Origin of the sequence: Mesorhizobium sp. IMUNJ 23232, from assembly GCF_044326205.1 — a bacterium.
GTDB lineage: Bacteria > Pseudomonadota > Alphaproteobacteria > Rhizobiales > Rhizobiaceae > Kumtagia.
Genome location: NZ_JBIRCY010000058.1, coordinates 1 through 13,380, shown reverse-complemented (window position 1 = coordinate 13,380; position 13,380 = coordinate 1). Strand labels below are relative to the sequence as shown.

13 protein-coding genes are annotated in these 13,380 nt (G+C 63.4%); all 13 read right to left on the bottom strand.

What is annotated here, in order from left to right; translation table 11 throughout:
• Window positions 1-6: 6 nt before the first annotated feature.
• Window positions 7-1,281, bottom strand: a complete 1,275-nt coding sequence (gene eno / locus ACH196_RS30030; protein ID WP_396650521.1) for a phosphopyruvate hydratase — start codon at window positions 1,279-1,281, stop codon at window positions 7-9.
• Between the two features lie 159 nt (window positions 1,282-1,440).
• Entirely contained in the window at window positions 1,441-2,421 is a 981-nt protein-coding gene (locus ACH196_RS30025) for an isopenicillin N synthase family dioxygenase (RefSeq protein WP_396650520.1), read from the bottom strand.
• Between the two features lie 153 nt (window positions 2,422-2,574).
• Complete coding sequence (locus ACH196_RS30020) at window positions 2,575-2,940, bottom strand: PRC-barrel domain-containing protein (protein WP_396650519.1); 366 nt, start codon at window positions 2,938-2,940, stop codon at window positions 2,575-2,577.
• Window positions 2,941-3,027: 87 nt separating this feature from the next.
• Window positions 3,028-3,231 carry a dodecin family protein gene (locus tag ACH196_RS30015; RefSeq protein WP_396650518.1) on the bottom strand — a complete coding sequence of 68 codons (204 nt, stop codon included), beginning with the start codon at window positions 3,229-3,231 and terminating at the stop codon, window positions 3,028-3,030.
• 76 nt (window positions 3,232-3,307) lie between these two features.
• The gene (gene kdsA, locus ACH196_RS30010; RefSeq protein WP_396650517.1) at window positions 3,308-4,144 is read right to left on the bottom strand and encodes a 3-deoxy-8-phosphooctulonate synthase; all 837 of its coding nucleotides are present in this window, start codon (window positions 4,142-4,144) and stop codon (window positions 3,308-3,310) included.
• A complete protein-coding gene (locus tag ACH196_RS30005; RefSeq protein WP_396650516.1) occupies window positions 4,141-5,037 on the bottom strand; it encodes a VOC family protein in 897 nt (298 codons plus the stop codon). Before ACH196_RS30005 ends, kdsA begins: the two co-directional genes overlap by 4 nt.
• A gap of 81 nt (window positions 5,038-5,118) precedes the next feature.
• A complete protein-coding gene (locus ACH196_RS30000; protein ID WP_396650515.1) occupies window positions 5,119-6,150 on the bottom strand; it encodes an MBL fold metallo-hydrolase in 1,032 nt (343 codons plus the stop codon).
• Between the two features lie 61 nt (window positions 6,151-6,211).
• The gene (locus tag ACH196_RS29995; protein WP_396650514.1) at window positions 6,212-6,871 is read right to left on the bottom strand and encodes a peroxiredoxin; all 660 of its coding nucleotides are present in this window, start codon (window positions 6,869-6,871) and stop codon (window positions 6,212-6,214) included.
• A 395-nt stretch (window positions 6,872-7,266) separates the two neighbouring features.
• On the bottom strand, window positions 7,267-8,214 hold the full coding sequence (locus tag ACH196_RS29990; RefSeq protein WP_396650513.1) for a hypothetical protein: 948 nt from the start codon (window positions 8,212-8,214) through the stop codon (window positions 7,267-7,269).
• Window positions 8,215-8,708: 494 nt separating this feature from the next.
• Window positions 8,709-9,503: an ATP-grasp domain-containing protein gene (locus tag ACH196_RS29985; RefSeq protein ID WP_396650512.1), complete on the bottom strand. Its 795-nt coding sequence runs from the start codon at window positions 9,501-9,503 to the stop codon at window positions 8,709-8,711.
• Between the two features lie 70 nt (window positions 9,504-9,573).
• Entirely contained in the window at window positions 9,574-9,882 is a 309-nt protein-coding gene (locus tag ACH196_RS29980; protein WP_396650511.1) for a hypothetical protein, read from the bottom strand.
• Window positions 9,883-10,121: 239 nt separating this feature from the next.
• Window positions 10,122-11,750: a CTP synthase gene (locus tag ACH196_RS29975; RefSeq protein ID WP_396650510.1), complete on the bottom strand. Its 1,629-nt coding sequence runs from the start codon at window positions 11,748-11,750 to the stop codon at window positions 10,122-10,124.
• Between the two features lie 146 nt (window positions 11,751-11,896).
• Window positions 11,897-13,093, bottom strand: coding sequence for a L,D-transpeptidase (locus tag ACH196_RS29970; RefSeq protein ID WP_396650509.1), 1,197 nt, complete (start codon window positions 13,091-13,093; stop codon window positions 11,897-11,899).
• Window positions 13,094-13,380: the final 287 nt, after the last annotated feature.

The window sequence follows — 13,380 nt, the reverse complement described above, 5'->3', positions numbered from 1 at the left end:
GAGGGCTTACGCCTTCAGGATCGACCTGCCTGCGTACTGCGCCTGCTTGCCAAGCTCTTCCTCGATGCGGATGAGCTGGTTGTACTTTGCCGTGCGGTCGGAGCGGGCCAGCGAGCCGGTCTTGATCTGCCCGCAATTGGTGGCGACCGCGAGGTCGGCGATGGTCGAATCCTCGGTTTCGCCGGAGCGGTGCGACATGACAGCGGTGTAGCCGGCCTTGTGCGCCGTCTCGACAGCGTCCAGCGTCTCCGACAGCGAGCCGATCTGGTTGACCTTGACCAGGATCGAATTGGCGACGCCCATCTTGATGCCGTCGCGCAACCGCGCCGTGTTGGTGACGAACAGGTCGTCGCCGACGAGCTGGGTCTTCTTGCCGATCAGGTCGGTAAGAATCTTCCAGCCTTCCCAGTCGTCCTCGGCAAGACCGTCCTCGATCGAGATGATCGGATAGTCGGCGGCGAGCTTTGCCAGATATTTCGCCTGGGTCTTCGGGTCGCGGGTCTTCCTCTCACCCTCATAGACGTAGTTGCCGTCCTTGAAGAATTCGGTGGCGGCGCAATCCAGTGCCAGCGCCACGTCCTCGCCCGGCTTGAAGCCGGCCTTCTCGATCGAGCCCATGACGAAGTCGAGTGCCGCCTGGGCGCTCTTCAGGTTCGGCGCGAAACCGCCCTCGTCACCGACATTGGTGTTGTGGCTGGCTTCCTTCAGACCCTTCTTCAGGGTGTGGAAGATTTCCGAGCCCCAGCGCACGGCGTCGCGCAGAGACGGCGCGCCGACGGGCATGATCATGAATTCCTGGAAATCGATCGGATTGTCGGCATGCGCGCCGCCGTTGATGATGTTCATCATCGGCACGGGAAGGACGTGGGCGTTGGGTCCGCCGACATAGCGGTAGACCGGCAGGCCAGAGCTTTCGGCGGCGGCTTTTGCGACGGCAAGCGAAACGCCGAGGATGGCGTTGGCGCCGAGGCGGGCCTTGTTCGGCGTGCCGTCGAGTTCGATCATGATCTTGTCAATAGCGATCTGGTTCTCGGCCTCGAGGCCGCCGACCGCTTCAAAAATCTCGCCATTGACGGCCTCGACGGCGCGCTCGACGCCCTTGCCGAGATAACGCGAACCGCCGTCGCGAAGCTCGACCGCCTCATGCGCGCCAGTCGAGGCGCCGGACGGCACCGCTGCGCGGCCCATCGATCCGTCTTCCAGCACCACGTCCACCTCGACGGTCGGGTTGCCGCGGCTGTCGAGAATCTCCCGGCCGACGATGTCCACGATTGCGGTCATGAAACTCTCCGAATTGGATCGATTGAATTTTCGCGCCCGTCTTAGCCAAAGCACCGCAAAAGGCAATGCTGGGTGTCAGTGGCCGCCGACTTTCTTTCAGCTGAAGACCTCAGCGAGTGGGCATTGGACGGATGAAAGGACACGTCTTCCGCGGCCCCGTCAGGCCGCCGGCTTCACCGTCGCCTTGAATTTCGACATCAGGTACGGGCCGGACAGGACGGGCTCGTAGCGCGGCTTGTCACCAGGCGCCAGGCAGGACGGAATGCAGGTGATCTCCTGATGCCAGTTCGGCTGGTGGAAGAAAGCGAGCGATTGCCGCCGCGCGGCGCTTCCGTCGGCGTTGACGACGCGGTGCAGCGTCGAGACCCAGCGGTCGTTGGTCCAGCGCGCCATAAGGTCGCCGATGTTGATGACGAAAGCGCCGGGGACCGGCGGCACTTCCCGCCAAGAACCTTCCGGCGTGAAGATCTGCAGGCCCGACGAGCCGGGCTGCGGCAGAAGGATGGTCAGGCTGCCGTAATCCGTATGCGCGCCGGCGCGCAGTTGTCCGGGTTTTGGCGGCGTGGTGGTCTCGGGATAGTTCAAGGCCCGCAAGGCGCTGATCGGCCGGTCGATGGTCTTGTCGAAGAACGTTTCCGGCAGGTCGAGCGCCACGGCGAAGACGCGCATTATGCGGGAGGCGAGGTCTTCCATCGCGCGGTAGTAGCTCTTCCATGCGTCGGCAAAACCGGGTGGTTCATCGGGCCAGATGGTGTCGGCATAGCAGAAGGCGAGCGCTTCCGGATCGGTAAGGCCGGGCGGGACGGCGAGCGGGCCGCCGTTAAAACTTTCCTTCAGGTCGGGCGGGGTGTCCTCCCCCTTCGATTTCGCCAGCGCCTCCGCACCTGGACCGAGATAGCCGTAGGGATAGCCGGGAAAAGGCGCCCTCGCCTTCTCCTTCTCCATGACGGACTGGTCGAAGAAGTCATGCGCCTTCGACCAGACAGCGTCGATCGTCGGCTGCGGAACGCCATGCCCGCTGATCGCAAGGAAACCGGTGCTGCGGCAGATATCGTCGACCTCGCGCCCGAGCGCGCGGCGGCCGACCTCGTCGGACGTCTCGAAGCGGGAAAGATCGAATGTGGGGAATGGGGCGGACATGATTTACCTCGATTTCGAACAAGGATACCGCACGCCGCGTTGATGGGGATAGGCCAAACGGCAAGTGCCGAATGGATAGCAGGGCATGGGCCCACAAGAAAACGACCCCGCTTGCGCGAGGCCGTCCGCCGCATCTCCCAAATCGTCGGGAGGTTAGTTCCAGTAAGGATCGACCTTGTAATATTCGAAGGCCGCGTCGCGGGCGCGCTCGCCGTCCGTGCCGGTCAGGTCGTTGATCGAATGAGCGGGGGCCGCCTTCAACTGGTCCTTGGTGAATGGAACGACGTAGCCGCCGCGGCTGGGTTCGTAGTCGAGAACCGACCACGGGATCGCATGGTATTTTTCGCCGATGCCGAGAAAGCCGCCGAAGCCGATAATGGCGAACATGATGCCGTTGGACGTCTTGTCGAGCATCACGTCCTCGATCGTACCGATGCTTTCACCGGCCGTGTTGTAGACGGCTGTGCCGATGACACGCGAGGCAGGAATGGCGTCGGTATGGCCGGTGTAGGTGGTCATGGACAAATCTCCTCGTAGTGCTGAATTGCTGCGAGGAGAATGACCGGCAGGGCCGAAGGTTCCCGTAAAATTTTCCGGCCCGGCGGATCAATCCGTCAGGATGAAGGTGACCTTCATGTTGACGCGGTATGCGACGATCTTGCCGTTCTCCACCACGATCTTCTGGTCCTGGATCCAGGCGCCCTCGACGTTCTTCAGCGTCTTGGACGCCCGTTCGATGCCCTGCTCGATGGCGTCCTGAAAGCTCTTGTTGGACGAGGCGGTGATTTCGGTAACGCGAGCGACCGACATTGCGGTGTTCCTCCACATACAGCCCCCGACAAAAGAGGCTATATCCGGCGGAAGGCGGCAGCAAGCGTCTCGCCGGTCAAAGCCCCTTGGCGACCCGGTCGAAGGCGATGAGCCTTTCGAGCAGGGCGGGCAGGTCCTTCAGCGGGATCATGTTCGGCCCGTCGGAGGATGTCGAGTTGTCAGGATCCTGGTGGGTCTCGATGAACACACCCGAGACGCCGACGGCAACCGCCGCCCGCGCAAGGGTCTCGACGAAGCGGCGCTCGCCGCCCGAGGACCCGCCCTGCCCGCCCGGCTGCTGCACCGAATGGGTGGCGTCAAAAATCACCGGCGCGCCGATCTCGGCCATGATCGGCAGCGCGCGCATGTCGGAGACCAGCGTGTTGTAGCCGAAGGAGGCGCCGCGCTCGGTGACCAGCACATTGGCATTGCCCGAGCCGGTGACCTTCGCCACCACGTTCTTCATGTCCCAAGGGGCGAGGAACTGGCCTTTCTTGACGTTCACCACCTTTCCGGTCTTCGCGGCGGCGACCAGGAGGTCGGTCTGGCGCGACATGAAGGCCGGGATCTGCAACACGTCCACATGCGGCGCGACGATCGCGCATTGTTCCTCGCTGTGGATGTCGGTGAGGACGGGAAGGCCGAATTCCTTGCGCAGGTCGTCGAAGACCGGCATGGCCGCGTCGAGGCCGGCGCCGCGCGTCGCGCCAAGGGAGGTGCGGTTGGCCTTGTCGTAGCTGGTCTTGTAGACGAGCCCGATGCCCAGCCTGCCGCACAGTTCCTTCAGGCTGCCGGCCATGTCGAAGGCATGCTGGCGGCTTTCCAACTGGCAAGGGCCGGCGATCAGCGCCAGCGGTGCGGCATTGTCGAAGGACACGTTGCCGACGGCAACGATCGGGTTCGGACTGGTCATGATTTCTCCTCGAAGACGAAGGCGGCGCCCTGCCCCGGCGCGGGCGGGACGACGAGCCGGCCTTCCCTGATGTCATATGAAATTTCGGCCGCATTGAGCAGCGAGGCGACCTTGGCGAGGTCGGCGACCGAAAAACAGATTGCTCTGGCATGCAGGCCGGCGTGGTCGATCGGATCGAGCCCGAAGCGCGAGGCGAGCCGCTCATTGTCGACCATGTCGATGACCGCGTTCGCCGCGGCGATGCGGACATCCGGACCGGTCGACGGCTCGGTCATGGGGACTTCCGCTGCCATCAGGACGATCGAAGCGTATTCGAACGGAAAACGCGCCGACAGCACCACGCTGGCGATTCCAGTCGCGCCGTTGCGATGCGACTGCAAGGCGGCGCGGTCGACTTTTGGTGCGCCGATCCGCTGGCAGGTGAAGAAAAAAATGTCCGGCGCGCGAAGGTCGGCGGCGAAGGCCAGGCGGAACGAAGCTGTGCCAGTATTGCCCGCCGCATCGGTGAATGGTCGTGAAAAATCGAGGATATCGCCGCCGGAGACGCCTTCCCCGCGGAAGTCCGCGTGATCGCTACGCGCATCCTTCGTGCCAAACGCCAGGGCCGAGAACCCCTCCTCCCCCCGGCGGTAGCGATAGACGGCGTCGCGGGCTACGAAGGCGTTTCCAAGCCGCGCCTGTTCGCGGGCCTCGCGGTCGTCGGCGACGGCCAGCGGCTCCAGATAGGTGCCGTCAGCAAAGAAGACGCAGGCGTTCTCTGTGCCGAAGGGGTGGACGCCGGCCGGCGCGACGGTGAAACCGAGCGCCGTCAGGCGCTGGCGAGCCGTCTCCAGCGAAGCAGTCGGCAGCACCAGATGATCGAGCGGGCGTGGCAGGGGTTCTTCTGCGGTCATTGGGGCGGCATGTGCCTCATTCCGGCTCGTGCCGCAAGGGCGACCGATGGTCCGGGCCGAACGGACATGTCGAGCCGGTCGTCAGTGCTCCAGCGGCCCGAGTACCTTCTTCCAGGCGTCTATGCCGCCTTCGATGTGGCGAGCCGAGCCGATGCCGGCCTCCTGCGCCGCGTTGACCGCCATGGCTGAGCGCTCGCCGAAGGCGCAGAAGAATATCAGGCGCCGCATCGAGCCCAGTTCATGCAGGACGCCACCGGGGCGCACATTTTCCTCAAGCGTCCCGTAAGGGACATGCAAAGCGCCGGGGATGGCGCCATGGCGTTCGCGTTCGCTGCGTTCGCGGAGATCCACCAGCGCGACATCGGGGCGCCCGAGCAGCGGCAAGGCGTCGTGCGCCGAGATCGCCCATCCCTTGGCCGAGACGGACGCCTGTGGCAGGCCGATATGCATGTTGGCCGGCACCGCCACGTCCATCATCTTCGGATTGGGCAGGTTGAGCCCGTTCATCAGCGCGACATAGGCGTCGACCGAGGGCACCTGCAGGCGCGGGTTGCTGCGGCGCTCCTCGCCGATGGTGCTGACCGTATCGCCCTTGTAGTCGTGCGCCGGAAACACCAGCGTCTCGTCCGGCAACTTCAAGAGGCGGCCGAAGATCGATTCGTATTGGGCGCGCGGGTCGCCGTTCTGGAAGTCGGTGCGGCCGGTGCCGCGGATCAGCAGCGTGTCACCGGTAAAGACGCGGTCGCCCATGACGAAGGAATAGGAATCGTCGGTGTGGCCGGGCGTATAGATGACGTCGAGGCTGGCGCCTTCGATGTCGAGCTTGTCGCCGTCGGTGAGCCGGATCGAGACGACGTCGGCCTTCGTCTGCTCGCCCATCGCGGTGACGCAATGCGTGCGGTCGCGCAGCGCCGCCAGCCCGGTGATGTGATCGGCGTGGAGGTGGGTGTCGACCGCCTTCACCAGCCTGAGGTCGAGTTCGTTCAAAAGCTGGATGTAGCGGTCGACCTTTTCCAGCACCGGATCGATAATCAGCGCCTCTGCGCCGCGCCGGCTGGCAATGAGGTAGCTGTAGGTGCTCGATGCGCTGTCGAAAAGCTGTCGGAAAATCATGACGATATCTCCGGATCTTCTCCGCCGGCGCAAATAGGCCGGCGGTGCGCCTGGCCACCCCTTATTTCGGCTGCGGCACGATGCGAATGTAAGGACGCGGCGCCTTCCATCCTTCCGGATACTGTTTCTTCGCGTCGTCGTCGGAGACCGAGCCGAGGATGATGACATCCTCTCCCTGCTTCCAGTCGACCGGCGTCGCCACCTTGTGTTTTGCGGTGAGCTGCATGGAATCGATGACGCGCAGGATCTCGTGGAAATTGCGGCCGGTGCTCATCGGATAGACCAGGACCAGCTTGATCTTCTTGTCCGGCCCGATGACGAAGACTGTGCGAACCGTAGCGTTGTCGGCGGGGGTGCGGCCCTCGGAGGTCTCGCCGGCGCCCTCCGGCAGCATGCCGTAGAGTTTTGAGACTTTCAGGTCGCTGTCGCCGATCATCGGATAGTTTGGCGCGGTGCCCTGAGTCTCGGCGATGTCGACCGACCAGCGCGCGTGGTTTTCGACCGGGTCGACGCTTAGGCCGATGAGCTTTACGCCGCGCTTGTCGAATTCGGGCTTCAGCGCCGCCATGCGGCCGAGCTCGGTGGTGCAGACCGGCGTGAAATCCTTGGGATGGGAGAAAAGCACGGCCCAGCTATCGCCCAGCCAGTCGTGGAAGCGGATGCGCCCTTCGGTGGTGTTCGCCTCGAAATCCGGCGCTGTGCTGTTGATCGTCAAAGTCATGGGAGCCCTCCTTGTTCTGTACGGCACGGGGCGTTTCGACCGGATGTCAAAGCTACCTGCCCGTCGCCTGATACGAAATCAATCGTCTCGGCGCGGCCACCTTCCGGCCGCAAGCCCGACAAATGGCAGGGTACTCCGCCGTCAAAGCACAGGCAACGGGTGAAGGCGGCCGTGGCGACGCACACGCCCTGCTTTGCCGCGCTGCTGGAGCGGGATGACGTGCTCTTCCGGTCATTCCGCCGGTCTACGGTCAAGCAGATCTGGCCGGCCTCGCCAACGGAAGAGCACCGGTAATTTTCTGGCAGCACATAGCGTCGACACGCGGCGGAAAAAACGCGCGCGTCGTACCCAAACCATAGCTGATGACAGGCCCTTTTCGCGTCTGGCCGCCGTCCTCACGACGTATTCCTGCGCGGCGGCTCCAGCGCGTAGTACGCCATCGCATTGGCATGCGCCAGGATCTCGTCGACCTCGCGGATGTTCTTCCGTTTCGGCGCATCCGGATCGAAGCGCGGCAATCTTCCGCCGGGCGGTCGCCCGCGACGGAGCGGCGAAAAACGCCGGAAGCGGACCGGACCCGGCTTGCCCTGCGCGGCCGCCGCATCGCGGGCCGCCCGATCTCGCGCAAGAGCGGCGTCGTTGCGCGCCTTCCAGCGGGCGAAACGCTGCGCCTGGCCCGGAAGATCGTCGAGTGCCTGACCCAGCGCGTCCAGCCTGAGCGTCAGTTTTGCCGCATTGATCGGATCGTTCTGCGACGGCGGCGGCGGCAGGGGGATGCGTGGCGCATCGTCGTCGAGTGACCGGATGCGCGGAGCGGCATGCGCCGGCACATATTTGCGGCGGATGCGGAACGGATATTTCAGAGGATCGAGCAGCGAAAGGTTTTGTCCACGCGGGCGAGAGGCGCGAAGTTCGGCAGCCTTCCGCACGGCTTCGTAGCGGGCAAAGTCCTCGCGCGACAGGGTGACGGCGAGGCCGAGGCGGCGCATGGCGGACACCGTGTCGGAAATCTTCGGTTTTGGCTTGCGCGGACGAAACGGCGGCAGCGTCACCACGATGCCTTGCGCCGCCGCGATGATCAGGCGGCGGGCAGCGGATTCGGCCGGGCGCAGCAGCAGAAGAATGGCGCGGTAGAGGTGGCGCGGCAGGCAGAGCGCCGGAGACGGCTTGTTCCGCCCGGTCTTTCCGGCTCGTCCCGGCCTTGGGGCGACGGCGGCTTCCCCGAGCACCAGGGACAATGGCCTGCCAAAACCCATCTCGGCCATGCCGACGAGCATCAGCAGAATGTGCTTCAGCGCCTGCCGGTACCGCTCGATCGTTGCACTCCCGTCCGCCAACTGCACCGCCGCCTCCTCCGGACAAGGCCGGGGTCCAATATGGAACATAAAGGGAACAAATACAAGCAGCCTAAGAAAATAATCCTTCACGATGGTGGCGCAGCGACCCGCTGATACGCTGCCTGCGCAACACATTGAAAAGGCTTAATTTTCGAGAGGCGACAGCCACCTCACAGTCTGACCGAACGATCGTTCGAAAAGGATGTCATGCTTGTAAAACCGAGCGGAAACAGAGAGTTGTTGGCACCTCTCGTGGATTCTTGCGTAACAAGCATGACCACGGGGCCAGCTTCGTCGGTTCGTCTCACCAAGGGCAAAGCGGAAATGGCAAGCCGAACCCATAGGCGATGTTTTGCCTTTTTGGCGCAGGAATTCCGGACTTGGGTGGCTTACCCCGGCAACCGCCCTAACGCTTCCTTGGCATCTAGCTCGACGGATCATCCAGCACAGGCCGGGCCTATCCGTCGGCGAAGCGGCCCAACCTACCGGGGATGGTGGCCTCAATGGTGCCTGTGCTCGACGAGGTCCGTCACAGCGTCGATGATGGCTCGCACGTCACAGTCGTAGAAGCCGGCCGAGTTCAAGGTGTTGTATTCAACGACCTTGCAGGTGTCGCCGGCCTGGGCGATGTCGACCACATAGGCTGGCGCGGGTGCAAATCGCTTGTGGGCTTCGAGGACAGCGGCCTCGACCTCGGGGATGACATGCCGCTCGGCTTTGACGATCCGCCACTGTTTGTAGAGGGAAGACGTCACGATCCTGCCGTCGACGACGACCACGCGCCACTCGCAGCCCAGTTTCTTGGGCCGGCTCACAGCGACGTCGAAATCATTGCCGTCGAGATAGCCGACGGCGGCCATGTTCGAGAACCACCCGGCGAACTCGTCCTTGCTCATGACCGTGCCGGCGAATTCCTTGTTGTCGCCGTCCGGCTTGATGAAGAAGTGTTCGCCTTCATAGGAACGCAGCCACTGTGCCACCGCGCTCATCGGCATAGAGACTGCGTCAAGGTTCAGGAACAGGTCGCCGAGTTGCTTGTAGGCCGACGTGGCGAACTCGGCGTTGGTGAAGACGCCTGGCTTCCAGCCCTGCCGTTGCGCCAGCTTCTGGACGCCGATGCTGCCATAGACCACTGCCGGTCCCGACACCTCCGGCACCACGCCATCGATTTCGTGGATGAACGGGATGATCCGCACGACATGATGCGGCAGACGGCGATGCCTGAGGTGCGCCAGCATCTCGTCAAAGCACGCTTCGGCGAAGACGTTGGATTCGAGAATCCAGGTGACTGTCATGGCATTGGACGTTTCGACGTTTTCCTTGATGTTGCGAAAAGGCGGAGGTCAGCGGGTCAAGCAATCAGGATCAGCTATTTCGCGGATCAGGATCGTTCCCCGGCAAAGGCAGGTCTCGAAAAGTCTTGGCGCCCGCAATGCGTTTGTAAATCCCTTCCCATTCCGGCGGCGCCGGATTTGCGCGGGCAAAATCGGCCTGCCCGCCGTGCGAGAGGACCGCAAAACCGAATACAAAATCTTCCCAGATTTTGCTCATGCCGAATACGGGAGCATCGCGCGGAAGTTGGGAAAAGTCGCCTTCTACAGTTTCAAAAATCCTGGCCAGTTCGCGGCGACGAAACGATCCTTCGGCATAATCGTGTGGGCTGATGCCGGGCATGTAAACCCAAGGCAGCGGCAATGAACCGCTGCCCCGAATTGAGATCGAAGACAGAGAATTCTCCCACCCCGCCGGGGCGGAAAGCGAATTGCATAGTCGTCCCGGAATGCCCTCGTGCAACTTCCGAACCACGCATAGAACAGGCCGACATACCATTCGCCGTAACCCATGCGCCAACCGATGCTATGTCGGGCGATGTTCGGGCACTCGATCCAGGGCGGCGCCATCTCCAGCATGAGTCACACCAGTCTCGACTGCTCCACCGCAGCGCCGATAAAACTCGCGAACAGCGGGTGCGGGTCGAGGGGGCGGCTTTTCAGTTCGGGGTGGTATTGCACGCCGATGAACCAGGGATGGTCGGGATATTCAACCGTCTCGGGCAGCACGCCGTCGGGGGACATGCCGGCGAAGACCAGGCCGCATTCCTCCAGGCGTTCCTTGTAGTCGATGTTGACCTCGTAGCGGTGGCGGTGGCGCTCGGAAATCTGGGTGTCGCCGTAGATTTCGGCGATCTTGGAATCCTGCGCGAGGCGCGCCTCATAGGCGCCGAGCCGCATGGTGCCGCCGAGGTCGCCGGCTTCGCGGCGTTTTTCCAGCATGTTGCCGCGCAGCCATTCGGTCATCAGGCCGACGACAGGCTCCTTCGCCGGGCCAAATTCTGTCGAGGACGCGCCTTCGATGCCGGCCAGTGAACGGGCCGCCTCGATGCAGGCCATCTGCATGCCGAAGCAGATGCCGAAATACGGGACCTTCCGCTCGCGCGCGAATTTCGCGGCGAGAATTTTTCCCTCCGAACCGCGCTCGCCAAAACCGCCGGGAACCAGGATGCCGTGCACCTTTTCGAGGAAGGGGGCCGGGTCTTCCTTTTCGAAAATCTCCGACTCGATCCAGTCGAGCTTGACCTTCACATGGTTTGCCAAGCCGCCATGTGACAGCGCCTCGATCAGCGATTTGTAGGCGTCCTTGAGGCCGGTATATTTGCCGACGACGGCGATCGTCACCTCGCCTTCCGGATTGTGGATAAGTTTTGAGACGTTCTGCCAGGCTTCCATGCGCGGTTTTGGCGCCGGGTCGATGCCGAAGGCGGCAAGTACCTCTGAATCCAGACCTTCCTTGTGATAGGCCATGGGCACATCGTAGATGTGGCCGACATCCAGCGCCTGGATCACCGCACTTTCGCGCACGTTGCAGAACAGCGAGAGTTTTCGGCGCTCCTCCTTGGGAATCGGCCGGTCGGCGCGCACCAGCAGGATGTCGGGCGCGATGCCGATGCCGCGCAGTTCCTTGACGGAATGCTGGGTCGGCTTGGTCTTCAACTCGCCCGCCGTCGGGATATAGGGCATCAGCGTCAAATGGACGTAGACGGCGTTGTTGCGCGGCAGGTCGTTGCCGAGCTGGCGGATGGCTTCCAGGAAGGGCATCGCCTCGATGTCGCCGACCGTGCCGCCGATCTCGCAGAGCACGAAATCGTAGTCCTCGTTGCCGGACAGAACGAAATTCTTGATCTCGTCGGTGACGTGGGGAATGACCTGCACGGTGGCGCCGAGATAGTCGCCGCGGCGCTCGCGCTCGATGATGTTCTTGTAGATGCGGCCAGTGGTGATGTTGTCCGACTGATTGGCCGAGCGGCCGGTGAAACGCTCGTAATGGCCGAGATCGAGGTCGGTTTCCGCCCCGTCGTCGGTCACGAACACCTCGCCGTGCTGGTAGGGCGACATGGTTCCGGGATCGACGTTCAAGTAGGGATCGAGCTTTTTTATGCGGGCGCGATATCCGCGCGCTTGCAGCAGTGCCCCGAGGGCTGCTGCAGCTATGCCTTTTCCAAGGGAGGAAACCACGCCGCCGGTGATGAATACATATCGCGCCATGGGAATTATCGCTTAGCTTGGGCGGCCTGATTCCGCCAGAAAAAAATCCAACCCGGTCCGGTTTTCCCCGGCGGGCTATGTGGTGTCGGTTCTGCCAAAACAAAAGGGCCGGCGCGGGCCGGCCCTTTCGAACTATGCGCGGCAAATCAGAGGATGACGACCTTGGTGCCGATGCCGACACGGCGGTAGAGATCCATCACATGCTCGTTGACCATGCGGAAGCAGCCGTTCGAGGAGTTGGTGCCGATCGTCTGCGGCGCGATGGTGCCGTGGATGCGCAGATGCGTGTCCTGCTTGCCCTGGTAGAGATAGATGGCACGCGCGCCGAGCGGGTTCTGACCGCCGCCGGGCATGCCGTCCTTGTACTGGCCGTATTTCCTCGGCTCGCGCGCCTGCATCTCCAGCGTCGGGATCCAGCGCGGCCATTCCTGCTTGTCGCCGACCGCCACCATGCCCTTGAACTGCAGACCCTCGCGGCCGACGGCGATGCCGTAGCGGCGGGCGGTGCCAAACCCCTCGACAAGGTAGAGGAAGTGGTTGCTGGTGTCGATGACGATGGTGCCCGAGGGATAACCGGAGAAAGCCACCGATTGCGGCTCGTATTCCGGCTTCACCTTGAACTTCTTCCTGCCGTCCAGCACCGAATCCAGGGCGCGGGTCTCCGGCAGCATGCCCAGCGAGGTCGTCGCCGTTTCCGGCTCGTCGCCGAACAGGATGTTGAAGAAGCCGCCTCTCGGCCGTGTCGCGACGCCCCCTGCACTGCGCAGTTCGCCGTTGTTGCCGCTGCGCAGAACCTCGTCGGCGCCGACGGCGGCCGCCTGCTGCGCGGCAAGGCGTTCGGCGGTCAGGCCGGTCACCGGCTTGTCGTCGCGCACGACCGGTTCGTCATTGCCGAACGAAATCTCGAAAGGGTTTCTCCGCGGCGGGTCTTCACTGGCGACCTCGACGGGCTTGGCCTTCTTCTTCGGGGTCTCGTCCTCGGCCACGACCTCCTTCGGTGCGCGGAAGGCGGCGCTGCGCGCCTCGGCGTCGGCCTTCGCCTTGGCCCGCATCGCCACGATCTTGGCCTGGCGCGCCTTCTCGGCGGCGGCGGCCTTGGCTTCCGCCTTGGCCTTTGCCTTCTCCGCGTCGGTCAGCTTCTTGTCGGCGTCCTTGGCGGCAACCTTGCTGCCCTTCTTATCAGGTTTGGCGGCGACCTTTTTCTTGACCTTGGAGGCGTCGGCGGTTTTGGATTTTGCCGACGTGGCCGTCGGCTTCTGCGGCTTCGCCACGTCCGCGACGGCAGGCGTGGCCAAGCCCAGCACGGCGCAGAGGCCGAGCAATATGAGGCTGCGAGGTAGCATGTGTTGTTGATCCCGAGACGATAAAGAGCCGGCCTTGAGGCGGAGCAACAACTCCGCGTCGCGCCCACCCGGCGGCCGTCGGGCAATCTATAGGCTCAAAATGAACAAACGCTCAAGGAGTCTGGAGCTGTCCACGAGATCGATTCATCGTGATCACAGCAGCATTTAGCAGCAGTGTGATCAATCGGGCACAGCGCTCGAGGCTACTGGTTCGGAACCTGCGGTTCGGCCGGGGCGGCGGGCGCTGCCGGAGCCGGCGCGGCGGCAGGCGGCGTCGCGGCTGCACC